The organism is Hydrogenophaga crocea, from assembly GCF_011388215.1.
GTDB lineage: Bacteria > Pseudomonadota > Gammaproteobacteria > Burkholderiales > Burkholderiaceae_C > Hydrogenophaga > Hydrogenophaga crocea.
In genome coordinates this window covers 2,555,499-2,578,448 of the sequence record NZ_CP049989.1, presented here as the reverse complement: position 1 = coordinate 2,578,448, position 22,950 = coordinate 2,555,499, and the positions used below count along the sequence as shown (strand labels likewise).

Genomic DNA, 22,950 nt, shown 5'->3' with positions numbered 1-22,950 from the left:
CATGCCGCGCTGGCTTGCTCAGGTGCTGTTGATCTTGCTGGCCGCGGTGCTGGTGCTGCCCGTGCTGGCGCTGGGCGCGTCCTGGTTCGGCTTCGACGCCGCGGCGCAGGACGTGCTCGCGCAGATGGCGCAGACCGTGCTGCCCGAATACGCGCTGACCTCGCTCGTGCTGTGCGTGAGCGTGGCCATCGGGGTGGCGGTGGTGGGCGTGCTCACCGCGAGCGCGGTCACGCTGTTCCAGTTTCCGGGCCGCCGCGCCTTCGAATGGGCGCTGCTGCTGCCGCTGGCCATGCCGGCCTACGTGGTGGCCTATGCGTACACCGACTTCCTGCAGTTCAGCGGTCCGCTGCAGACCTGGCTGCGCGAGGCCTTCGCGCTGCGCGGGCGCGTGCTGCCCGAGGTGCGCAGCACGCCCGGCGCGGTCTGGGTGTTCACCTTCACGCTCTATCCCTACGTGTACCTGCTGGTGCGCACCGCGCTTTCCGAGCGCGCGGCCCAGCTCATGGAGGCTGCGCGCCTGCTCGGCGCGCCGCTGGCGCGGCGCATCCGCAGCGTGGCGCTGCCGCTCGCGCGGCCGGCCGTGGCCGCGGGCGTGGCGCTCGCGCTCATGGAAACCCTGGCCGATTTCGGCGTGGCGAGCTACTTCGGCATCCAGACCTTCACTGCAGGCGTCTACAAGGCCTGGCTGGTGATGGACAACCGCCTGGCCGCGGCGCAGCTGGCCACGCTGCTGCTGCTCACCGTGGCGGCGCTGCTGTGGGTGGAGCACCGCGCGCAGCAGCGCATGCGCTTTGCCACGCTGCGTGGCCAGCGCGCGGGCAGCGCCGAGGCGCAGCCGGTGCGGCTGCGCGGCGCGCGTGCCGCGCTCGCGGTGGCGGTGTGTGCCGCGCCCATCGTCTTCGGCTTCGTGCTGCCGGTGCTGTTCATGCTGCGCCCGCTGCTGGGCGGCTGGGACGTGCTGCCCTGGGACCAGTTCGTGCAGTGGTCGCGCAACAGCATCTGGCTCGCTGGCCTGTCGGCCCTGCTCACCACGGCCATCGCGCTGACGCTGGCCTTCGCGGTGCGCGTGCGGCCCGTGCCGCTCACGCGCGGCGTGGCGCAGCTCGCGAGCCTGGGCTACGCGGTGCCGGGCGCGGTGGTGGTGGTGGGCCTGCTGCTGCCCGTGGGCTGGGTGCAGGAGCGCTGGCCCGAGGCCGGTGTGGGCTACTGGGTCACGGCCACGGCGCTGGGCATCGTGTGGGCCTACCTGGTGCGGTTCACCGCGGTGGCGCTGCAATCGGTGCAGGCCGGTTATGCGCGCATGCCCGCGAGCCTGGACGATTCGGCGCGCATGCTGGGCACCACGGGCGTGGCGCTGGCCGCGCGCGTGCACTGGCCGCTGCTGCGCCGCGCCACCGTGGCGGCCGCGCTGCTGGTGTTCGTGGACGTGATGAAGGAGCTGCCCGCCACGCTGGTGCTGCGGCCCTTCAACAGCGACACCCTGGCCGTGATCACCTACAACCTCGCGCGCGACGAGCGCCTGGGCGAGGCCGCGCTGCCCGCGCTCACGCTCGTGCTGGTGGGCATGATCCCGGTGATCCTGTTGAGCCGCACGCTGCGGCAGAAGTGAGGCGCCCATGAAGACCCTGCCGTCCCCCCTGGCCATGCCCTCGCCGGTGCGCCGGCGCGAATGGCTCGCGGTCGCCGCCGCCACCGGCGCCGCGCTGGTGGCCGGCTGCTCGTCCACGCCCTCGGGCGTGTCGAGCCGCCAGGCGCCCGCGGCCGATCCGGCCTACAAGCGCGCCGCCGCGGGCCACCTGTATCGCCGCTATGCGGACCGCATCTACCCGGGCCGGCTGCCACCCATGCTCTACGCCATCGGCGTGCTCGAGACCGTGATCGAGGGCAACGGCCGCGTGGGCTCGCTGCGCTGGCTGCGAGCGCCCAGCCACGCGCCCGAGGTGGTGGCGCAGATCGAGCGCCTGGTGCGCGACGCTGCCCCGTTTCCCGCGCCGCCGGGCCGCACGAGCTACATCGACACCTGGCTCTGGGACCAGAGCGGCCGCTTCCAGCTCGACACCCTGACCGAGGGGCAGCAGCAGCTCTGAGGCCCCCGGTCGCGCCGCCCTTACCATCGCCGTCCATGGCGATGAACTGGGCATGGATCGGGCTCTTCACCGTGGCGCTGGCCACGGCCCTGGTGCGTGCGCTGCTCGGCGACACCGGCGTGCTCGGCGCCCTGCTCACCGCGCTGTTCGACGGCGCGCGCTCGGGCTTCGAGATCTCGCTCGGCCTGGCCGGTGTGATGGCGCTGTGGCTGGGCCTGATGCGCGTGGGCGAGCGCGCCGGCGTGATCGAGCTGATCGCGCGCCTCGCCGGGCCGCTGCTGCGGCGGCTGTTTCCCGAGGTGCCGCAGGGCCATCCCGCGCAGGGCGCGATGACCCTGAACATCTCGGCCAACCTGCTGGGCCTGGACAACGCGGCCACGCCGCTGGGCCTGAAGGCCATGCGCGAGCTGCAGACGCTCAACCGCGGGCCCGAGGGCACGGCGAGCCACGCGCAGATCATGTTCGTGGTGATGAACACCGCCGGCCTCACGCTCATTCCCACCTCGGTGATCGCGATCCGCCAGAGCGTGGCGCTCAAGCAGGGCCTGGGCGCCGATTTCAACGCCGCCGACATCTTCCTGCCCACGCTCATGGTCACCTTCATCGCGCTGCTCGCGGGCGTGCTCGCGGTGGCCGTGTGCCAGCGCCTGCCGCTGTGGCGCGCGCGTTTCCTGCTGCCGCTGCTGGCCGTGGGCGGCCTGCTCGCGGGCGCGGTGGCGGCGCTCGCGCGGCTGCCCGCGGACCAGGCCGCGCGCATCGCGGGCACCACGGGCGCGGCCGTGATCCTGGGCGTGGTGATGCTGTTCGTGCTCGCGGGCGCGGTGCGCCGCGTGAACGTGTACGACGCCTTCATCGAGGGCGCGAAAGAGGGCTTCGGGGTGGCGATCCAGATCGTGCCCTTCCTGATCGCCATCCTCGTGGCCGTGGGCCTGTTCCGCGCCGCGGGCTGCATGGACTTCGTGCTCGCGGGCATCGGCGCGGGCGTGGCCGCGCTGGGCCTGGACACCGACTTCCTGCCCGCGCTGCCCGTGGGCCTGATGAAGATCTTCTCGGGCGCGGGCGCGCGCGGCCTGATGATCGACGTGATGCAGGTGCACGGCGTCGATTCCTTCGTGGGCCGGCTCGCCGCGATCGTGCAGGGCTCCACCGAGACCACGTTCTACGTGCTCGCGGTGTACTTCGGCAGCGTGGGCGTGCAGCGCACGCGCTACGCGCTGGCGTGTGCGCTGTTCGCCGATGCGGTGGGCCTGGTGGCGGCGATCGGCATCGGCTACGCGATGCTGCGCTGATCAGCCCTGGGCCGGCGCCGCGGGCATGGCCTTGGGCCCGCCGTTGATGCCCCAGGGCGTGCCGAAGCGGTCGGTGACCATGCCGAAGGTCTGCGCCCAGAAGGTTTCGGCCAGCGGCATGGTGACCGTGCCGCCCTGCGACAGCGCCGCGAACACGCGCTGCGCCTCGGCCGGTTCGTCGAAGCTGATGGCCATCATCGCGCCCTGGATGCCCCGATAGGCCATGCCGGGCGGTGTGTCGCCGGCCATGAGCGAAAAGCCCGGGTGCACGAGGTGCGCATGCATCACCCGGTGCTCGCCACCGGGCGGGCAGGGCATGTCCTGCGGCATCTGGCCGAAGGTGATGAGCGCTTCGAGCTTCGCGCCGAACAGCTCGGCGTAGAAGCGCATGGCGTCGGCACAGTTGCCGTCGTAGGAGAGGTAGGGGCTGAGTTGGGTGGGCATGCGGGTCTCCGTGTGGGGGGCGTTGAACGCCCGGGAGGGGCGTTCAAGGGCACGACGGATGGGACCGGCAAGGATCGACGCCGGGGGCGGCGGGGCGACGGGCGGTGGTCGGCGCAGGCTGGCGCCACCGACAGGAATCGAACCTGTATCTAGCGCTTAGGAGGCGCTCGTTCTATCCATTGAACTACGGCGGCGCGGCGAGCGGCGATTGTATCGGCGGGGTCGGTGCGGCCTGGCCGTGCCAACGGTCTAGTCGCGGCTCAGTGTGAAGATCAGGTCGATCGCGTTTTCGCTGCCGGCGCGCGCGCGCACGGTGAAGCGGCGCGTCACGTCGTAGAAGATGGACACGGTGTTGAGCGTGCCCGCTAGGCTGCGCTCGTAGCTCAGGTAGAGGTTGTCGGCGATGCGCTTGCCCAGCGTGAGCGCGGCGGCCGTGCTGCTGCCATCCGCATTGGTGCTGCTGCCACTGAAGCTCAGCGCGTCCAGGCCCAGGGCCGAGGCCAGGCCGCCGTCGAGCGGGCTGTTGCCGTTGCGCGAGAGCAGGGCGATGGCGGCCTGTTGCAGCACCGCGGCCTCGGCGCCCGCGCCGCTCGCGGGTCGGCCCAGCACCAGCCAGGCGAGCTTTTCGCTGTCGGGCAGTTCGGGGTCGGAGAACAGGCGCACGCGCGGCGTCTGCGCGCTGCCGGTGATCTGCACGCCCACGCGCTGCGTGGTGGCGTTGGGCCGCACCGCGAGGATTTCGAGCGCGGGGTTGTCGTAGGGGCCGTTGAAGCGCACCACGCCGGTCTCGATCGCGAGCTGCTGGCCGTAGGCGCGGTAGGTGCCGCTCATGGTGCGCACCTCGCCCACGATGCGCGGCGCCGGGTCGTTGGGCGCGCTGCGCACCTCGAGCTGGCCCGCGAGCCGGGTCTGCAGGCCGTGGCCGCGCAGCTGGAAGGCGTCGCCCAGGTCGAGCGTGACCTGCACGTCGGGCACCACGCGCACGCCGCTGCCGCGCTCGATCGGGTATTCGGTGCCGCGCACCACCACGTCGCCGCCGAGCGTGGGCGCGGTTTCGTCGGGCAGCACGATGAGCGCTTCGTCGGCGCGCAGGCGGCCGCGCAGCCGCAGCGCCGCGCCTTCAAGGCGCGCGTCGAGCTGGCCACTGACCGTGAGGCGGCGGTCGGGGCGGGTGGACGCGCGCAGTTTGTCGGCGCTCAGTTGCAGCGCGATCACAGGCTCGCGCACGGTGGCGCCGTCGCGCTGCACGCGGCGCCATTCGGCGCTGCCGCTGGCCTCCAGCACCCCGCCGCGCTCGGCGCCGCCGCGGCCTTCGAGCCGCAGGCGTTCGATCACGATGCGCTCGCCCGCGAGCGTGGCGCGCAGCTGGCCGTTGCGGAACGTGATGCCGTCGACGTTGGAGCGCAGCGCGAGGTCGTCGCCCTGCAGGCTGCCGCTGAACTGCGGCGCCGCGCGCGTGCCGCCGACCGTGGCCTCGGCGCGCAGCGCGCCGCGCACGCGCCAGCCCGGCGGCGCGAGCACGCTCCACACGCCCACCTGGGGCAGGTTGGCGCGCACGCGGCCGCTCAGGGGCGCGCTCTCGGGCCAGTGCCAGGCGCCCTGGCCGGCGTCGGGCGGCGACAGCGTGGTGCCGGCCTCGGCGCTCACCTCGCCCAGGCGCTCGCTGTCCCAGCGCAGTTGCGCGTTCACGCGCGCGCCCTCGGTGTTCACGCTGAGCTGCGCGGTCTTCACGCCGGCCGGTACGCGCTGGCTGCGCGACGCGGCGTCTTCGAAAGCGGCGCCGTCGGTCTGCACCAGCAGGTCGCCGCTGCGGCGTTCGAGCGCGAGCGATACGCGTGGCGGCTCGCCGGCCTGCGCGGGCAGCAGCAGGTCCCAGCGGCCGTCGAACAGCAGGTCGCCGCCCAGGCCCGCGGCCGCCAGCGGGCCCTGGCCGTTGGCTTCGGTGCTGGCGAGCGCGTCGGCCCAGGCCAGCGGCAGACCTTCGAGGCGCCCGCGGGTTTGCAGCGCGCCGGCGCGCCAGCTCAGGCTGTCCCAGCTCAGGGTGATGGGGGCGGCGGCCGCGCTGGCGCCGCGCTGCGGCAGCACACGCAGGCCGGCGGCGTCGAGCTCGGCGTCCAGGCCTTTGTCGTGGGCGCGCCAGCGCGCGCGCAGCGGTGCGGTGGGGCTGAGCGTCCAGCGCACGCCGGCGTCGCCGGGCGTGGCGCTGAGCGCGAGGCGGTCGAGCCGCAGCGCGCCCTGGCGGCCGTCGAGCGGGCTGCTGCCCAGCGCGAGCTGGCCCGCGGTGTCGAGCTCGGCGCGCCAGGGCGCGCGCCCGGCGCGCGCGCGCAACGTGAGCGCGAGCGCCTCGGGCGGGCCCTGCAGCGTGAGGCGGCTGTCGCCAAGCGCGAGGTCGATCGGCGCGTCGCCGCCGCGCTGGGCCCGCAGGCGATCGACCTGCAGCTGCAGATCGATGCGCGGCGGCGCGGCGCGGCCCGCACCGGGCCAGCCGAGCGCGGGAATGCCGCCCAGCCCGCCCTGCCAGCGCAGCCGGCCCGAGGCGCGCGCGTCCAGGCTCGCGTCGGCCCAGGGCGCGAGCGCCGTGCGCAGCGCATCGCCGATCAGCGGGGCGTTCTGCAGCCCGCGCAACCACGCGAGCAGGCGCGCGCCGTCGGCCAGGTCGAGATCGAGCGCGCCCTGGCCGTCGGCGTGGGCCAGCGTGCCCTCGAAACGCGCCTGCAGCCCGGGCAGGTCGAGCGCGAGGCGGCCGTTGGCCTGCGGCCGCGCGGTGTCCACCCGGCCTTGCGCGTCGATGCGGCCGTCGAGCGCGTCCAGGCGCGCGCGCTGCAGCGTGAGCTCGCCGGCCGACAGCGAGGCGCCCGTGGGCTGCCAGCGGCCTTGCAGCACGAGCTCGCGCAGGCGCCAGGCCTCGGCCGCGCTGCGCCGGGGCTGCCGGCCCGCGGGCGCGATGCGCGCGTCCACCTCCACGCCGGGGCGCTCGCTGCGCGGCCCGAGCGCGCGCGCGCGCAGCTCGCCGTCGAGTGCGGCCGGGGCCAGCGTGCTCCAGAGCTGCGCCGGGTCGATGCCGTTCAGGCGCAGGCGGGCCTGCCAGTCGCCCAGCGTGGTCAGCGGGGAAGCGGAGGGTGAGGCGCCGGGCGCTGCCGTTGCACCGGCCGCGGCCACACCGTCGCGCTGGCCCTCGGCCTGCAGCCGGCCGCCGGCGGCGCGCGCGTCCAGGCGTTCGAGCGTCCAGCGCTCGCCCTGCTGCACCAGCGCGAGTTCGAGCGATTGCAGCGGCAGGCGGCGGCGGTCGATCGCACCCGCCTGTTCGTTCTGCAGTTGCGCGCTCGCGCGCCATTGCGCGCCGTCGGGCAGGGCGCGCAGCGTGCCGGTGAGCGCGGTCTGCGGCGCCTGCGGCCAGAGCATGGCCAGGTTGAGGCGGTGCAGCCGCAGGTCGGCCTCGTCCAGCGGCTGCGAGGCCCAGGGCCGCACGCGCGCGGTGCCGGCCAGCGTGGGCGTGGCGTCGGTGCTGCGCACGGGTTCGATCTGCGCGGTGAGCGCCAGCGCCGCGTCGGCCCCGGCGAGCGTGCCCTGGGCGGTGGCGCGTGCGCGCAGATCGAGCGTGCCGCCTTCGGGCACGGTGGTGGCGAGGTCGCCGCGCGCCTGCAGCCGCAGCGGCATGGGCGACTGGGCGCCCAGCGTGGCCTGGGCCTGGTAGCGGCCCTCGGCCCATTGCAGCGAGCGCAGCGTGAGCGTGTGCGCGTCGGTCGCGCCCAGGCCGGGGTCGGCGCGGCCGTAGCGGTAGGTGAGGTCGATGGCCTGCAGCTCGGCCCCGGGCAGCGCGAGCACGCCCACGGTGGCCGAGACCTCGACCGGCAGCGGCAGCACCAGGTTCTGCAGCGGCGTGGCGGGCTCGGCAGGGCGGGGCGGGCGCTCGTCGATGACTTGCACGCGCTCGGCGCGCAGCTGGGCGATGCGCGCCTCGCCGCGCAGCAGACCGAGCCAGAAGCGCCCACCCAGGGCCACGCGCGCGCCGTCGGCGCTCACGCGCAGGCCTTCCTGCTGCCAGCGCAGGCGGCCCACGCTGCCGCCGCCAAAAACGCTGCCCTCCACGCCCTCGGCCTCGATGTGGCCGAGCCCGGGCGCGTGGTCGGCCTGCCAGGCCAGGCCCCAGCGCAGGGCCTGCGCGAGCGAGCCGTCGGTGCTGGCCCACAGGCCCAGCGCGAGCGCGCCCGCGAGCACCACGCCCAGCAGCACCGCGGGCAGCCACAAGAGCGCGCGACCGAGCATCGTCAGACCCCAGGGCAGCGGCCTGGCCGGGCCCTTGGGGTCGCCCGCTTCAGGGGGATGCACGGGGTGCGGCGGCGGTGTTTCCATGGTCAGAACACGAAACCCACGCTCAGGTGCAGCCGCACCTTGCGGGTCTCCAGGCCATAGGCGAGGTCGACCTGCAGCGGGCCGACCGGGCTGTTGTAGCGCAGGCCCGTGCCCACGCCCCATTGCATCCGGAGGTCTTGCGTGCGGTTGGCGACCGCGCCGCCGTCGACGAACAGCACGTGTTCGAGCGCCGAGCGCGTCAGGCCGTCGCCGCCCACGGGGCGCTGCCATTCCAGGCTCACCACGGTCTTGTAGCGGCCCGCGAGCACGCTGCCGTCGGGCTGCCTCACGCCGATGTCGCGCAGGCCGTAGCCGCGCACGGTGTTGTCGCCGCCGGTGAGGAAGAGCTGGGTGTCGGGCACCGGCGTGTCGCGGTTGGCGATCACCGCGCCGCCTTCGAGCCGCAGCGCGAGCCGGCCCAGCCGCGGGCCGGGCGAGGGCGCGCCCGGCGTGCTGCTGCGCGGCGCGTCGCCCAGCGGCAGCACGCCCAGCCAGCGCGCCTGCACGCGGCCGAAGGGTTTGCGCGTGATGCCCAGCGTGGTGCCCGCGCCGAGCTCCACCGCCAGGCCCTGGCCGCTGTTGGGGTTGATGGGATCGTCGAAGCGCTCGCGCGTCCAGGCGTAGTTGGCGGTGATCGACGACTCGATCTGGCCGTTGGAGCCGGCCTCGCGCTGGCTCGGCGTGACGGTGCGCGCGCGGTCGTATTGCAGGTACACGCTGCGGTCGTATTCCTCGCCATCCTGCGCGCGGCCGAAGCGCGCGCGCTGGCTCACGGTGCTCACGAGCTCGTCTTCCTGGCGCGCGGCCTGCAACAGCGTGATCCAGCCCCAGCCTTCCTTGTCGGGCGGAGCGCGCCAGTCGGTGCGGGCCAGGCTGTCCTGGCGTTCGAGCTTGAGCGTGGACAGCGCGCGCCAGCCCAGGAAAGGCAATTGGTTGTGCGTGTGTTCGATGGACAGGCGCGCGCCGTTGTCGGTGCTGCCGCCCACGCCGAGCACCAGCTTCTTGCGCATGGCCTCGCGCACCTGCACCTTCACGGGCAGCGGCGCCGTGCCGTCGGCGGGCTCGACGTAGACGAAGGCGGCGTCGAAGTAGCCGCTGTCGATCAGGCGCTGCTGCGCGCGCTGCAACCGCGCGAGCTCGTAGTCGCTGCCCGGTGTGAGGCCGGTGAGGCTCACGATGCGCTCGCTGATTTTCGGGTCGTAGCGCTGCGCGCCCTCGATCTGGATCGCGCCGAGGCGCTGGCGCGGGCCCGAGTCGAGTTCGATGTAGAGCCGTGCGCTGGTGGTGGCGCCGTCCACGTCGGCCAGGCTGGTGCTGATGCGACCGCCCGGGTAGCGCAGCGCGGTGAGGCGTCGCAGTGCGGCCGATTTGGCGCGGTCCCAGCCGTCCTGGGTGAAGGTCTGGCCCACCAGCACCTGGGCGTCGCGCTCGATGTCTTCGCGCTGCTCGGCGGCGTCGGCGTCTTCGGTGACCGCGCCCTTGAAGCTGACCTGCACCGAGGCCACGGTGGTGACCGGGCCCGGCTCGATCTGCAGCGGGATGCGCCCGAGCGGCGCGGGCCCGTCGCCCGCGGCGGCCACGGCCTCGGCGCTGGGCGGCTGCAGCGCGCCCAGCGTGATGCGCGGCGAGAACAGGCCCTGGGTGGCGAGCAGGCGGCGCGCGTTGGCCGGCAGTTCGAGCAGCAGGCGCTCGAGCTCGGCCGCGTCGAGGCTGCGCTGCTCGCGAAAGCGCTGGATCTCGAGGTGGCGTTCGAGCAGTTCGCGCTGCGCCTCGGGGGCGTCGATCTGGAGTTCGAAGCGCGGACGCACCGGCGCGCGCGCGGCGGTGCGGCGCGCACGGGTGTCGGCGGGCTCGGCGGCGTCGGCTTCGTCGGCCGCCTCGGCCGCTTCGGGCGCGGGTGCCTGGGCCTGCACGGGCAGGGCGTGCAGGCCGATGAGCAACAGGATCGCGGACAGGAACGGGCGGCAGACGGCCCGGCGGCATCGGGCCGGTGGCGTTACGGGCATGCCGCCATTATTTCGACAGCATGCGCATCGCGTCTTCCAAGCCCTTGAGTGTCAACGGGAACATGCGTTGCCCCATGAGCTGCTGCACGATGCCGATGCTCTGCCGGTATTGCCACACGCCCTGGGGCTCGGGGTTGATCCAGGCGAATTTGGGAAAGGCGTGCGTGAGCCGCTGCAGCCACTCGGCGCCGGCTTCTTCGTTGTTGTATTCCACGCTGCCGCCGGGCTGCAGGATCTCGTAGGGGCTCATGGTGGCATCGCCCACGAAGACCAGTTTGTAGTCCTTGTTGTACTTGCGGATGATGTCCCAGGTGGGGAACTTCTCGGCGTAGCGGCGGCGGTTGTTCTTCCACATGAAGTCGTAGACGCAGTTGTGGAAGTAATAGAACTCGAGGTGCTTGAACTCGCTCTTGACGGCCGAGAACAGCTCCTCGACGCGCTGGATGTGCTCGTCCATGGTGCCGCCCACGTCCATGAGCAGCAGCACCTTCACGTTGTTGTGCCGCTCCGGAATCATCTTGATGTCCAGCCAGCCGGCGTTGGCCGCGGTGCTGCGGATGGTGTCGGGCAGGTCGAGTTCGAGCTCGTTGCCCTCGCGCGCGAACTTGCGCAGGCGGCGCAGGGCCACCTTGATGTTGCGCGTGCCCAGTTCCTGCGTGTCGTCGTAATCGCGGTAGCTGCGCTGCTCCCAGACCTTCACCGCGGTCTTGCCGCCGCCCTTGCCACCGATGCGGATGCCCTGCGGGTTCTGGCCGCCGTTGCCGAAGGGCGAGGTGCCGCCGGTGCCGATCCACTTGCTGCCGCCCTCGTGGCGTTCCTTCTGCTCCTCCAGGCGCTTCCTCAGCGTTTCCATCAGCTCGTCCCAGTCCATCTTGGGCGCGTTGGCCTTCTGCTCCTCGGACAGGATGCGCTCCATCTCCTGGCGCAGCCAGTCGGCCGGGATGGGCTTGGTGAAGTCCGCGATCATCTCCACGCCCTTGAAGTAGGCGGCGAAGGCGCGGTCGAACTTGTCGAAGTGCTTCTCGTCCTTCACGAGCGCGGTGCGCGAGAGGAAGTAGAAGTCGTCCATGCTGCAGGCGTCGGGGTTGGTCGGGCCGACCACGTCGGCCTTGAGTGCCTCGAGCAGCGTGAGGTACTCCTTCACCGACACCGGCAGCTTGGCCGCGCGCAGGGTGTAGAAGAAGTCGATCAGCATGGCGATCTCCCGGTCGGGTTCAGTCGTGGCGCGCGCGCAGGTACAGCAGCTGGGCGCGCGCTTCGGGCCACTCGCCCGCGCGCATGCTGTACATCACCGTGTCGCGGATGGTGCCGTCGCGGCGCAGCGCGTGGCCGCGGATCACGCCGTCCTTCTTCGCGCCCAGGCGTTCGATGGCCTGCTGCGACGCGAAGTTGAAGTTGTCGGTGCGCCAGCCCACCACGTGGCAGCCCAGGGTGTCGAAGGCGTGGCCCATCATGAGCAGCTTGCAGGTGGTGTTCACGTGGGTGCGCTGCACGCTGCGCGCGTACCAGGTGTAGCCGATCTCCACGCGCTTCACCGCGGGCAGGATGTCGTGGTAGCTGGTGCTGCCGAGCACGCGGCCGCTGGCCTCGTCGACCACCGCGAAGGCGAAGCGGTGGCCCTCGGCGCGCATGCGCAGCGCGTCGTCGATGTACTGGCGCGTCTGCGCGGGCTCGGGCACCGAGGTGATGCGCAGCGTCCAGAGTTCGCCATCGGCCGCGGCGGCGCGCAGGCCGTCTTCGTGTTCGGGGGCGAGCGGCTCCAGCCGCAGCCCGCGGTCGCGCAGCACGACCGGTTGCACGAACATCAGCGGTTCCTCTGGTTCATGAACACCAGCTTCTCGAACAGCGTGGTGTCCTGCTCGTTCTTGAGCAGCGCGCCCACCAGCGGCGGGATGGACACCTTGTCGTCGGCGCTTTGCAGGGCCTCGAGCGGGATGTCCTCGGCCATCAGCAGCTTGAGCCAGTCGAGCAGTTCGCTGGTGCTGGGCTTTTTCTTCAGGCCCGGCAGGTTGCGCACGTCGTAGAAGGTCTTCATCGCCACCTTGAGCAGGTCTTTCTTGAGGGTGGGGAAGTGCACATCGACGATCTTGTGCATCGTTTCCGCGTCGGGAAACTTGATGTAGTGGAAGAAGCAGCGGCGCAGGAAGGCGTCGGGCAGTTCTTTCTCGTTGTTCGAGGTGATGAACACCAGCGGCCGGTGCTTGGCCTTGATCAGCTCGCGCGTCTCGTAGCAGTAGAACTCCATGCGATCGAGTTCGCGCAGCAGGTCGTTGGGGAATTCGATGTCGGCCTTGTCGATCTCGTCGATCAGCAGCGCCACCGGCTGGTCGGCCGTGAAGGCCTGCCAGAGCACGCCTTTGACGATGTAGTTGTGGATGTCCTTGACCCGCTCGTCGCCGAGCTGCGAGTCGCGCAGGCGGCTCACGGCGTCGTATTCGTACAGCCCCTGCTGGGCCTTGGTGGTGCTCTTGATGTGCCACTGCAGCAGCGGCATGTTCAGGGCCTGGGCCACTTCCTCGGCCAGCATGGTCTTGCCGGTGCCGGGCTCGCCCTTGACGAGCAGCGGGCGCTTGAGCGTGATGGCGGCGTTTACGGCCAGCATCAGGTCCTGCGTGGCGACGTAGTTCTCGGAACCCTGGAATTTCATGAACGGCGACCTCGGGGTGGCGGCGCGGCTGTCCGCGCGCGGGACTCGGGATGTGCCGGGGGGGTGGCGACCGCTCCTATAATCCGCGGTTGTTCTTTCCCGGCCGTTCTTCATTGTGCTAGCAAAATGACCCCACTGCTGAACCCGATCGCCCGTACCCTTGTCGCCGCTGCGACGTTGTTTGTCGCTGCCGTGTCGGCCCAGGCGCAAGGCGTCAGCGGTGACGTGGAAGCCGGCAAAAAGAAGGCCGAGATGTGCATCGGCTGCCACGGCATCAAGGGCTACCAGAACAGTTTCCCCGAGATCCACAAGGTGCCCATGATCTCCGGCCAATCGGGCCCGTACATCGTGTCGGCGCTCAAGGCCTACCAGAAGGGCGAGCGCAAGCACCCGTCCATGCGCGGCATCGCGGGCTCGCTGAGCGAGCAGGACATGGCCGACCTCGCGGCCTTCTACGCCGGCCAGGCCGGCCCGGCTGCGCCCGAAGCCATTCCCGCCGCGAGCGCCGATGTGGCCGCGCTGCTGACCAAGGGCGCCTGCGTGTCCTGCCACGGCGCCAACTTCAGCAAGCCGCTCGACCCGAGCTACCCCAAGATCGGCGGCCAGCACGCCGACTACCTCTTCGTGGCGCTCAAGTCGTACACCGTCGAGGGCAACAACGTGATCGGCCGCAGCAACGGCGTCATGGGCGGCATCGCCAAGCAGTACAGCCCGGCCGAAATGCGCGCCATCGCCAAGTACCTGAGCACGCTGCCCGGCGAACTGCAGACCGTGCCGCAGTCGCGCTTCCGCTGATCGCCGAAGCGCCCGGACAAAAAGCCGCCCGAGGGCGGCTTTTTATTTGCCGTGGGGTGTTAATGTGCAGATGGCCAAAAGTCAATCGAATCAATGACTTACGCCATCCTTGGCGAAGCGGATGAGCAAAATTAGGGGGCTGTTGCAGGCGGCCTACAGGAAGTCCCCGACGGTTCTAGTCGAGAGCCCAGGCGCTAGCCCGCCGGGCCACTAAGGGCCGTCCCCCTGGTGATTGGCCCCAGCTCGTCATCGTGGTGAAAAAGCGGCCCTCCACTGACGGTAAAGCCTGTACAAACAATCAGCTAGCACTAAAAATGCCGGGAGGCATTTAGGCTGAGACTAGGTAGTGCGTCGGGAGACCCCGCGCACTTACTCGAGCACCACTTCTCTTGTCGGTTTGCACCTCGTGTGCAAGACCACGGCTTGGTGTTGCCTGGAGTGAGCAAGCGCTGTCGTAGCGCCCGGTGGCTAAACACAATAACTAAAAACTACAAGCAAAACTCAAAGGGTAAAAATGCAGGAAAAGTTCCGGTTCATCGACCTCTTTGCCGGTCTCGGGGGGTTCCATGTAGCTCTACGACACCTCGGCGGAGAGTGCGTCTTTGCGGCAGAGTGGAAGGCGCACCTTCAAGACCTGTACGAGGTGAACCATGGCCTGCGACCTGTGGGCGACATCACGAAGGTGTCTGCTAAAGATATCCCTGAGCATGACGTGCTTACAGCGGGGTTCCCCTGCCAGCCATTCTCGAAGGCCGGCGAGCAGAAAGGGTTCGAATGCACTAGCCAAGGAGGCTTGTTCTTCAACGTAGAGGACATTCTCCGAGCCAAGCGCCCTCGATTTTTCATCTTGGAGAATGTCCCAAATCTTCTCAAGCACGACGGGGGAAGGACTCTCCAGGAGATTGAGAGGCGTCTCCGCAATCTCAACTACCACGTCGAATTCACCAAGCTCTCGCCTCACCAGTTCGGCATCCCTCAGATTCGTGAGCGTGTCTACATCGTAGGTTCCCTGGACCCGCTAGACAGTTTCGAGTGGCCGGCAACCAGCAATGAGCCGACTTCCATCGAAGACGTCTTGGATGCCATGCCAGACGACGCGAAGCGACTCTCTCCTCAAGTTGCGGACTGCCTGGAAGTCTGGAATGACTTTCTCCGCCGCGTGCCTGCTGATGTCGAGCTCCCTTCTTTCCCGCTGTGGTCGATGGAGTGGGGCGCGGACTACCCCTATGAGAACGAGACGCCGCGCCGAGCCTTCCTTCGTGGTGGCAAGAGAGCCCTCGCAGGTATGCACGGTTCACACGGGGTGAAGTTGGGGACGTTCGCATCTGAGGAAGAGCGGTTTGCCGCCTTGCCCAGCCATGCGCGCGACCAGTTGGTCTTTCCTAAGTGGAAGCAGGACTTCATTCGCCAAAACCGGCAGTTCTACGCCGACAACAGGAAGTGGATTGACCCCTGGCTGAAGCAGGTACTCCGGTTCCCATCAAGCCTGCAGAAGTTTGAGTGGAACGTCAAAGGGGGCGCTCGCAACATCTATGACTATGTCATTCAGTTCAGAGCCTCGGGAGTCCGTATTAAGCGGCGAAACACTGCGCCGAGCTTAATCGCGATGACAGACACCCAAGTCCCCATCATTGGGTGGCAAAAGCGATACATGACGCCAAAAGAATGCGCACGGCTGCAGTGCTTGAGTGAGCTGAATTCACTCCCTGAAAGCCAAACACGAGCATTTCATGCGCTTGGCAATGCCGTCAACTCGCGCGTCGTCGAAATGGTCGCCGAAGCGCTAATCAAGTCGGGACGAGCGCCCAAGAGAGCACCTAAGACTCGCGTCACAAAAGAAGAGGTTGCGGAGGCATGTTGACTGAAACCACGACGCAGCAAGTCAAAGCAGTAGGAATTCGCCCGAACTCATCAATCCTTTCGGTTCTTTCGCATCTCAACTACAAGGCTTGGTATGCAGTAGCAGAATTCGTTGACAACAGCATTCAAAGCTATTTGTCACACAAGGATGCTCTTCAAGCACTCCACGGCGCTGGGTTCAAGCTGAAGATTCGAGTTTGGCTGGACCAAGCCAACAACCTAATCGAGATTTCGGACAATGCCGCTGGGATTCGCGGCGTTGACTTTCCTCGCGCATTTAGGCCGGCTGAGATTCCGACAGACCGCACGGGTTTGTCGGAGTTCGGTATGGGTATGAAAACAGCGGCCTGCTGGTTTACCCATACATGGAATGTTCGAACCAAGGCACTGGGTGAGACTGTCGAGCGAATTATTCGGTTCGACCTGGACAAGATTGTCAATGAACGGCTTGAGCAACTCGAGGTTGTCGAGACTCCCGCAGGGGTAGGAGACCACTACACGGTTTTGCGTCTTGAGAACCTGGGGAAAAAGTTCCCCGTAAAGAGGACACAGAAAAAGCTCCGTGACCACCTTGCGAGCATTTACCGGATGTACCTGCGCTCTGGTGAAATTGAACTCTATTTCGACGAGGACAGAGAGCCGCTCCAGTTTGACGAGCCGGAAGTGCTCGTTGCTCCTCCTTACTCGACGCCAACCGCACTACCGGTGCAGTGGAAAAAACCCCTTGATTTTCAACTCCCCAACGGCAGGCGTGTTTGGGGGTTTGCGGCTATCAGAAAAGAAGCGTCAACAGCACACGCAGGGTTCGCTCTATTTCGAAGGAATCGGCTGATTCTTGGCAGCGACGATGAGAGTTACCGCCCCCAAGATATCTTCGGCAACTCCAATAGCTTCCGATATCAAAGGCTATTTGGAGAACTCAATGTTGAAGGTTTCGAAGTCAGCCACACCAAAGACGGGTTTAGGTGGGATGACCTCGAGGAGGAGTTCCTTCAAGTTCTGCGGGATAATCTTCGCGATGGTGTAGACCTGCTAAAGCAGGCGGATAACTATCGAGCTCGTCCAACCAAAGGGGCGTTGCAGTCTGTCCTGAAAAAGGCGTCAAGCTCATTGGCGGCAGATATGACAGCAACCGCCTCTGATGTGCTCTCCATCAGCGGTTTGTCGCAGGAAGCATATTTGGCATCCGCTCGTTCTGAGCCCGAGCCAACACTTGTTGCAACCGAATCCAAGTTCAGCATAAACATCGACGGGCAACTGTGGAACGTCCTTGTTCGCACGTCCATCGACCCTGCAATTACAGAGTGGGTCAGAGTGGCAAAGGTAGAGAACAGCCAGCTTGATGGCATGGCTGTAAGGGACCTAACGGTTGATGTCTCAATGGCTCACCCTTTCGTGCAGCAATACATTGGACCGAAAAACGAAAACGCGGAACTCTTTCTACGGCTTGCCGTTGGGTACGCCCTCGCAGCGGAAAAGTCAAACCGAGCAGGCCATCCTGTGACCATTGCCATGCATTGGTTCAACCGCTTGCTGAGAGAGTCACTTGCGAAGGGAGGAAACAGTGACGGTGACAGTTAGGGAGCTAAAGAATGTGCGTCCTCCCCTGGTTTGGGAGCCAGTACAAGGGGAAGAAACCACGGCGTTCGTACAGCGCAAGCATGAAAGGGCCGGGATTCCAAAAGAAGCGCTTTCTACCGTTGTGTTCGAGGCCCAGCAAATCCTTGGGCGCTGCAGTAATCCTAAGGCGCCACCACAGCCCTCAACAGGCCTCGTAGTAGGCCTGGTGCAGAGCGGCAAGACGCTGTCGTTCACTACGGTAACCGCACTTGCTCACGACAACGGTTACGCGCTAGTTGTTCTGATTGCGGGCACGCTGGAGAACCTGAAGCAGCAGACGCTAGAGCGCCTAAAGACGGACCTCGAACTCGATGCGCCCGGCAGAACTCGGCCATGGGCGCTATTCCACCAGCCCCGAGCCAACACATCGGATGGAATGCTTCTTCAGAATCATCTCCGGAACTGGCTAGACCCTGACTACCCACGAGACAAGAAGCGAGTGTGCATCGCAGTGGTGCTGAAGCACCCCAAGCGTTTAGCAGAACTCAGGAAGTGTCTCAAAGGGCTAGAACTCTCGAGGATTCCCACACTCATCATCGATGATGAGGCGGACCAAGCGACGCTCAATACCTACGGGGCACGGAACACGCTGACTGGCGCCGATAAGAAGAGCGCCAATTACCGTGAAGCCCTCGAGCTCAAGCAGCATTTCCCACACCACACATACGTCCAGTACACGGCAACGCCACAGGCGAACCTGCTGGTCAGCTTGGTGGACGAGCTTTCTCCGGAGTTTGCAGAACTGGTCTCTCCTGGCGCTGGCTACGTGGGCGGCAGGACCCTTTTTGCTCCCAAGAGCGGGTATGCCAAGACCATACCGGATGACCAAGCCGTCCTGTCGCTTGCTCAATCAACTAGCCCACCCGCAGCACTTGTTGAGGCCCTACGCGTGTACCTTCTGGGTGCCTGCGCTGCAGAAGAGGCGCATAGCCGTGCAAACCGCACGATGATGGTCCACCCTTCTCAGCAAACTGGAAAGCACAACGACTATCTGCAATGGCTTGATGAGCTGGTGGCTTCTTGGAGAGGAATCGCGGACAGCAAAGCAGAGGAACTCGTGCAGGCATTGCACAAGGCTTTCGAGCCAGCCTACGCTGACTTGCTCTCAACCGTAGGTTCTTCGCTTCCTCCGTTTGAAGCACTTATCAAGCACCTGCGTTTCGTGCTGCGAAGCGTGATGGTCCGGGAGGTGAACTCGACAAGTCCGGGTTCATCGCCAATCAACTGGAGCACCAGTGAGTACTGGATATTGGTCGGCGGCGCAAAGCTCGACCGAGGATTCACGGTCGAGGGCCTAGTCGTAACTTACATGCCAAGGCCCCTCGCGACAGGCAACGCTGACAGCCTCCAACAGCGGGCTAGGTTCTATGGCTACAAGGAGAAGTACCTCGGCTACTGCAGGGTTTACCTTCAGCAGCAAGTGCGAGTTGCCTTTGAGCGCTATGTGGAGCACGAACTCGACATACACAAGAGCTTGAGTGAACAACGAGGCAAGGCCCTAAAAGAGTGGGCTCGTCAGTTCATTCTTGACAGCAGCATGAAGCCGACTCGTGCTGGAGTCATCGGAATTCCGCTCACCGCGTTCTTGGCGAAGGGCTGGATAGAGCCGGCCGGAGCACACATCGATTCTTCGTGCGTTGCGAGCAACCGGGAAGTCTTCGACAGCTTCTGTACTGAGCTTCGAACGAACTATTCGGTGGTGCCCGCGCAGGAGGCTTACCCAGACTTGTTCATAGATAGGCGAGTCGACTCAAAGCGAAATCTGCTAGTCGAAGCGGTTCCGCTGACCTCTGTTTTGTCTTTCCTTCGTGAGTTCCGCCTAGGGTTGCAGACAGAGGAAGTTGAGCGAATTGCGGCGGTCAAAGCTCTTGAGAAGCTAATGGAAGAGGGGCAAACGTGTGCGGACGTCTTCCTCATTTCCGAACTTGAGCCAAATACGCGCAGAAAGAGAAAAGATAAGAACCTAATCAATCAGGTGGCCCAAGGCAAGTCACCAGCGGGAACGAACGACCGCGAGAAACTGACTTACGGAGGAGACAGGAGTTTCATTGCACCGGAAAGGGTCTCGTTGCATCTTCGGAAGTTCCACCTCCGTGATGCGCACACCGGTGGAATAGTAGACATGGATGTTCCTTGGTACGGCGTGCATATACCCGAAGGCTTGGAGAAAAACTACCTAGTGCAATCGGAGCTTTCTTGAACAGTACCTCCCTCTGGTCTCAGTACCAAAACTTGCCGCCATCTGGCCCACATGCGGCCGCGACTGCCCTTCGTAGCGGGCCTGGCCATCCGCACTTTCTTTTGAAGGGCGCCAACGGGGAGCCTTTGCTTCTTCTGGCTTGCGAAGGAAGACGTTCGCCAAGAGCCGACATTCGCTTGAAGCATGTGCAGGTCGCCTTCGACAAGCAGTTTGAGGTGGTCAACGACCTGACTGGGCTGGCAGAGGTAGGTACCTACTGCAAGTTTGCCTGCATGACCGATAGCCCTCACTTGCATCGGTACTTTGTCGAGTTGATGGCCGCAACCGCCAATTCGCATGCTCAGATGCTTGGCCAAGCAGAGGCTGATGCCGTGGTTGAGGCTCTGCTTGAACTGTTCAGGAAGATGGCTGCTCCTGCCGAGAAGTCTGTTGTCGGGCTGTGGGGCGAGCTACTGTTGATTCATCTGGCCGAAGACCCCAATAGCTTTGTCGATGCTTGGCACAGTCGTGCTACGGATGCTTTTGACTTCGAGTTCGAGACGCAGCGCATCGAAGTGAAATCAACAGAGCGCGCACTTCGCCAACACGAGTTTTCTCTGAAACAAGTACGCCCTGGCAGAGATGGAGACCTCATTGCTTCGGTGACGCTTTCGCGGTCCTCCAACGGCAAGACAGTTCTCGACCTTGCGAGACTCATTTCCGCGCGCCTCGATGAACGCCGTCAGACAAAGTTTTGGGGCCTTCTAGTCCAGACACTTGGCGAGGACGCTGAGTCTGCCGATGAGCATCTGTTCGAACTGGCGGGTGCCACAGACTCGCTTGTTTTCATCCCCAGTGCAGTCATTCCTGCGCCTGCGATTGATGGGGAGTCGGTCGCTGTGATTTCGGATGTTCGGTACAAAGCCGACATTACCGGCCTCGCAAAAGAGTACCAAAACCGTCCTCGACATGCCCTTCGAAGGTCTGCGAAGCTCCCAGCCTCGTAAGAGGCTACTCCAGAGGCGTCGCTAGACCCAACCATGGATATGTTTGAGTTCATGGTTGAGGTGCGCGGTGAGCCTGCTGAGGTTGAGGCAGTCCGCCAGCATATCTACGACCTCGCCTTGAACGATGTTTGGTGGGTCGTTGACGAGGACGAACGGGCTGCTTGCGTTCAGAAGGCCTCAGGAGATGCACCCTCTCTCCAAGCGGCCTTCTCCCCTCATTTCGTGGCCGGAATAAACGACGCGGTCATCAAGACCGTGATTACAAGGTTGGCTGCTTCAAGGTCGGAAAGGGCAGCTGTTGCGCGCTGCTCTATTTGGCGGTCAGGCCGCCCATTGTTGGAGTCGGAGGCATCTGCAACGTGCTTGGAAGTTCTTCGCGAGGCGACCTTTACGGTAGACCCCAGACAGAGGACCGCTCCAGTTATCCAGCGAAGCCTTGCCCCGCGCCCGGGAAGCAAGGAACTGATGACCGAACCAGCTTCGACTCACTCTCTCAAGTCGGCGCAGGGCTCTCTCCAGGTGTCCGCTGCCCTGGTACTTGAAGACGCTGGCCATAAAAATCCGCCAACTCGTACGGTTGCTTCGCTGTTGGTGTCCCGAAATCAATCTCGACGTGCCGCCCGGCGTGGGTTTGCCGCCTCGTTCGCAAAGCCGCCGGTAGGACCTTGAACGCCTACACATCTTGAACGGCGCAATGGATGCCCGTACAGTCTTCGTCATCGAACACCTATTCGACGGCGAAGCACATGCACTCCACCCCTGACGCCAAGCACCTGGCTGCTCTGCAGCGGCACTGGAAGCTCCACCGCAGCTTCCCGTCCATGGCCAAGCTGGCCACGACCATGGGCCTGTCCTCCACGAGCTCCGTGTTCGCGGCGCTCGGCCGGCTGACAGAGGCGGGGTACCTGGAGCGCGCTGACGGGCGCGTGGCGCCCACCAAGAAGTTCTTCGCTCGGCCCATCCTGGGCTCGGTGCGCGCGGGCCTGCCGCAGCCAGCTGGCCAGGAGGAAGACCAGTTCGAGGTGCTCAGCATCGACGACTACCTGCTGAGCCACCCGGGGCGCTCGAGCCTTGTGCGCGTCAAAGGCGACTCCATGAAGGACGCCGGCATGCTCGATGGCGACATTGCCATCGTCGAACACAACTCGCCCTACGGCCCGGGTGATGTCGTGGTCGCCGTCGTCGACGGTGGCCTCACCGTGAAGTACCTGCGCCGTGACCCCGACGGCACCTGGTTCCTTGAAGCCGCGAACCCCGAGTTCGAACCCATCCGCCCGAGCGGCGGCCTCGAAATCCTCGGTGTGGTGGTCGGCTCTTTCCGTCGACGGAGGTGACCCACTGAACGCCTCCAGCCAAGCGGCCTAAGCCGCATCCACTGCCCAACGCCCACGGCGCCCGAGCTGCTCGCAGCAGGTGCCCGGGCCCCTCTTTGTCTCAACGCATTGCAGCCCGGACGCGCCGGGCGCAAGGGAGAGCCTTGCATGAACGAAACCAACCCCTCGATTTGGGCTGTGCGCCCAGTCGCCAAGGAGCACACCACGGAGCTGACCGCGTGGCGCGCGTTTGTCATCACAGGCCCGGGCTCCGAGCACAGGACCTTGCATCTGACCGGCTACGTCCAACAGCTGGGCGAGGGCCGCGTCTCATCGCCGGTCTCGGACTTTGACCCGGTGGCCAGAACGGCTCGGTCCAGCAGCGGACGCACCTACCTGCTCGTCGGCCCCACTGGGCACCATCCGGATGCGGAGTACGTCTGGAGCCACTGGTTGCGCCTCAACGGCACGGGCGAAGCAGACGTCAAAGAGGTCTCCAGCGACCTGCAGCGTCAGACTCAGGAGGCAGCTCAATGAACATCTTTCCTGAACGCTGCATCGTCACGCTGAGCGATACCCCTGACGAGCCCGGCAAGGTTGCGGGCGTCCTGGGTCTGGACGTCACTGGTGTGACCGCCGAATGCACGCTGGTCGCACGCACCTACAGCGACACACCTCGGGCCATGGTTCTGCCGAGCCACCCGGTCTGCGTGGAGCCCATCTCGGCGCTGGTCGTGCGTCTACTGGCGCTGTCCAAAGGGGAGGCGCACCAAGCCGTGCCGCGCGGGTTCGCTCGGTACGCCAGCCTCAGCATCTATCGCGGGCCGAACATCGACGAGTCGCGCCTGGTCGAGCACCTGGTCGTGCGCAGCTCCCCGGTGAGCACCGGGCTGGTGTCGCTGCAGGTGGAGTTCGCGGACGAGCTCGAGGAGCGCACCACCAGGATTCTGGCGACGTCATGCCGCTCGTCCTGGGCACTGCTCGAACGTGCTGTGGCGTGCCTTTGGTGGTCCGGCGGCCAGGCACCAGTCCTTCGCCCGCTGAGCGAAGTGCCGGTTCGAAACGACACCGGCGTTAGCCACGTGCGTGAGCTCGACATCCCGGTGTACGCGCGCAAGCGGCTGCTGCGACACCTGGGCGGTTTTCGAGGCCCAAGTCCCGATGCCTTCTTCGCTGATGACTGGCTCAAGTTCCTCGGACGGTTGAGCAGCGAACAGGCCTCCCGTGCAGCTGGCGACTGAGTGGCGCGGAGCCCATATCCACGCTCGTCCACACGCGTGTTGCGTTCTTTTAGTAAACGCAGCGCGATTTTTAGGAAGAAGCGGTTTGTTGAAATCTAGGTCTGCAAGT

Annotated in this window: 17 protein-coding genes and 1 tRNA gene; 11 read left to right on the top strand and 7 right to left on the bottom strand. The window is 66.3% G+C overall.

Features of this window, described 5'->3' with window-relative positions; translation table 11 throughout:
- The first annotated feature begins 1 nt into the window (after position 1).
- Genes G9Q37_RS12180 through G9Q37_RS12170 form a run of 3 tightly spaced genes read left to right on the top strand, consistent with a single transcriptional unit; the run spans position 2 to position 3,376 of the window.
- Positions 2-1,609 carry an ABC transporter permease gene (locus tag G9Q37_RS12180; protein ID WP_166227448.1) on the top strand — a complete coding sequence of 536 codons (1,608 nt, stop codon included), beginning with the start codon at positions 2-4 and terminating at the stop codon, positions 1,607-1,609.
- Positions 1,610-1,616: 7 nt separating this feature from the next.
- Positions 1,617-2,087: a hypothetical protein gene (locus G9Q37_RS12175; protein ID WP_240936381.1), complete on the top strand. Its 471-nt coding sequence runs from the start codon at positions 1,617-1,619 to the stop codon at positions 2,085-2,087.
- 35 nt (positions 2,088-2,122) lie between these two features.
- Positions 2,123-3,376, top strand: a complete 1,254-nt coding sequence (locus tag G9Q37_RS12170; protein WP_166227447.1) for a nucleoside recognition domain-containing protein — start codon at positions 2,123-2,125, stop codon at positions 3,374-3,376.
- Here the strand turns inward: G9Q37_RS12170 and G9Q37_RS12165 are convergent, their stop codons facing one another.
- The 7 genes from G9Q37_RS12165 to G9Q37_RS12135 all read right to left on the bottom strand — a co-directional run bounded on the left by G9Q37_RS12165 (position 3,377) and on the right by G9Q37_RS12135 (position 12,826).
- Positions 3,377-3,820 carry a VOC family protein gene (locus G9Q37_RS12165; protein ID WP_166227446.1) on the bottom strand — a complete coding sequence of 148 codons (444 nt, stop codon included), beginning with the start codon at positions 3,818-3,820 and terminating at the stop codon, positions 3,377-3,379. It lies immediately after the preceding gene.
- 119 nt (positions 3,821-3,939) lie between these two features.
- Positions 3,940-4,014, bottom strand: a tRNA-Arg gene (locus tag G9Q37_RS12160).
- Positions 4,015-4,069: 55 nt separating this feature from the next.
- A complete protein-coding gene (locus G9Q37_RS12155) occupies positions 4,070-8,173 on the bottom strand; it encodes a translocation/assembly module TamB domain-containing protein (RefSeq protein ID WP_166227445.1) in 4,104 nt (1,367 codons plus the stop codon).
- A 2-nt stretch (positions 8,174-8,175) separates the two neighbouring features.
- Positions 8,176-10,179, bottom strand: a complete 2,004-nt coding sequence (locus G9Q37_RS12150; protein ID WP_166227444.1) for an autotransporter assembly complex protein TamA — start codon at positions 10,177-10,179, stop codon at positions 8,176-8,178.
- Between the two features lie 7 nt (positions 10,180-10,186).
- Positions 10,187-11,374 carry a vWA domain-containing protein gene (locus G9Q37_RS12145; RefSeq protein WP_166227443.1) on the bottom strand — a complete coding sequence of 396 codons (1,188 nt, stop codon included), beginning with the start codon at positions 11,372-11,374 and terminating at the stop codon, positions 10,187-10,189.
- Between the two features lie 19 nt (positions 11,375-11,393).
- Positions 11,394-11,987, bottom strand: coding sequence for a GNAT family N-acetyltransferase (locus tag G9Q37_RS12140; protein WP_166231248.1), 594 nt, complete (start codon positions 11,985-11,987; stop codon positions 11,394-11,396).
- Positions 11,984-12,826, bottom strand: a complete 843-nt coding sequence (locus tag G9Q37_RS12135; protein ID WP_166227442.1) for an AAA family ATPase — start codon at positions 12,824-12,826, stop codon at positions 11,984-11,986. The genes G9Q37_RS12140 and G9Q37_RS12135 overlap by 4 nt, the downstream gene beginning before the upstream one ends.
- 126 nt (positions 12,827-12,952) lie before the next feature.
- On the opposite strand from G9Q37_RS12135, the gene G9Q37_RS12130 reads away from it, so the two are divergent.
- From G9Q37_RS12130 to G9Q37_RS12095, 8 genes are all read left to right on the top strand, one after another.
- Positions 12,953-13,621 carry a c-type cytochrome gene (locus G9Q37_RS12130; RefSeq protein WP_166227441.1) on the top strand — a complete coding sequence of 223 codons (669 nt, stop codon included), beginning with the start codon at positions 12,953-12,955 and terminating at the stop codon, positions 13,619-13,621.
- A gap of 514 nt (positions 13,622-14,135) precedes the next feature.
- A complete protein-coding gene (locus G9Q37_RS12125; RefSeq protein WP_166227440.1) occupies positions 14,136-15,482 on the top strand; it encodes a DNA cytosine methyltransferase in 1,347 nt (448 codons plus the stop codon).
- The gene (locus G9Q37_RS12120) at positions 15,476-17,062 is read left to right on the top strand and encodes an ATP-binding protein (protein WP_240936380.1); all 1,587 of its coding nucleotides are present in this window, start codon (positions 15,476-15,478) and stop codon (positions 17,060-17,062) included. The genes G9Q37_RS12125 and G9Q37_RS12120 overlap by 7 nt, the downstream gene beginning before the upstream one ends.
- A complete protein-coding gene (locus G9Q37_RS12115; protein ID WP_166227439.1) occupies positions 17,046-19,301 on the top strand; it encodes a Z1 domain-containing protein in 2,256 nt (751 codons plus the stop codon). The genes G9Q37_RS12120 and G9Q37_RS12115 overlap by 17 nt, the downstream gene beginning before the upstream one ends.
- Positions 19,302-19,402: 101 nt before the next feature.
- Positions 19,403-20,287, top strand: a complete 885-nt coding sequence (locus G9Q37_RS12110; protein WP_476702848.1) for a PD-(D/E)XK motif protein — start codon at positions 19,403-19,405, stop codon at positions 20,285-20,287.
- A gap of 746 nt (positions 20,288-21,033) precedes the next feature.
- Positions 21,034-21,621, top strand: coding sequence for a LexA family protein (locus tag G9Q37_RS12105; protein WP_166227438.1), 588 nt, complete (start codon positions 21,034-21,036; stop codon positions 21,619-21,621).
- 147 nt (positions 21,622-21,768) lie between these two features.
- Entirely contained in the window at positions 21,769-22,137 is a 369-nt protein-coding gene (locus G9Q37_RS12100) for a hypothetical protein (RefSeq protein ID WP_166227437.1), read from the top strand.
- Positions 22,134-22,841 (top strand): hypothetical protein, encoded by a 708-nt coding sequence (locus G9Q37_RS12095; protein WP_166227436.1) that lies wholly within the window; start codon positions 22,134-22,136, stop codon positions 22,839-22,841. Before G9Q37_RS12100 ends, G9Q37_RS12095 begins: the two co-directional genes overlap by 4 nt.
- The last annotated feature ends 109 nt before the right edge of the window (positions 22,842-22,950 follow it).

Bases quoted from the DNA above. Each gene is read 5' to 3' on its own strand.
- G9Q37_RS12095 (WP_166227436.1), top strand. From the start codon at position 22,134: ATGAACATCTTTCCTGAACGCTGCATCGTCACGCTGAGCGATACCCCT.
- G9Q37_RS12105 (WP_166227438.1), top strand. From the start codon at position 21,034: ATGCACTCCACCCCTGACGCCAAGCACCTGGCTGCTCTGCAGCGGCAC.
- G9Q37_RS12100 (WP_166227437.1), top strand. From the start codon at position 21,769: ATGAACGAAACCAACCCCTCGATTTGGGCTGTGCGCCCAGTCGCCAAG.
- G9Q37_RS12125 (WP_166227440.1), top strand. From the start codon at position 14,136: ATGCAGGAAAAGTTCCGGTTCATCGACCTCTTTGCCGGTCTCGGGGGG.
- G9Q37_RS12130 (WP_166227441.1), top strand. From the start codon at position 12,953: ATGACCCCACTGCTGAACCCGATCGCCCGTACCCTTGTCGCCGCTGCG.
- G9Q37_RS12180 (WP_166227448.1), top strand. From the start codon at position 2: ATGCCGCGCTGGCTTGCTCAGGTGCTGTTGATCTTGCTGGCCGCGGTG.
- G9Q37_RS12170 (WP_166227447.1), top strand. From the start codon at position 2,123: ATGGCGATGAACTGGGCATGGATCGGGCTCTTCACCGTGGCGCTGGCC.
- G9Q37_RS12145 (WP_166227443.1), bottom strand. From the start codon at position 11,374: ATGCTGATCGACTTCTTCTACACCCTGCGCGCGGCCAAGCTGCCGGTG.
- G9Q37_RS12165 (WP_166227446.1), bottom strand. From the start codon at position 3,820: ATGCCCACCCAACTCAGCCCCTACCTCTCCTACGACGGCAACTGTGCC.
- G9Q37_RS12175 (WP_240936381.1), top strand. From the start codon at position 1,617: ATGAAGACCCTGCCGTCCCCCCTGGCCATGCCCTCGCCGGTGCGCCGG.
- G9Q37_RS12155 (WP_166227445.1), bottom strand. From the start codon at position 8,173: ATGGAAACACCGCCGCCGCACCCCGTGCATCCCCCTGAAGCGGGCGAC.
- G9Q37_RS12150 (WP_166227444.1), bottom strand. From the start codon at position 10,179: ATGCCCGTAACGCCACCGGCCCGATGCCGCCGGGCCGTCTGCCGCCCG.
- G9Q37_RS12135 (WP_166227442.1), bottom strand. From the start codon at position 12,826: ATGAAATTCCAGGGTTCCGAGAACTACGTCGCCACGCAGGACCTGATG.
- G9Q37_RS12120 (WP_240936380.1), top strand. From the start codon at position 15,476: ATGTTGACTGAAACCACGACGCAGCAAGTCAAAGCAGTAGGAATTCGC.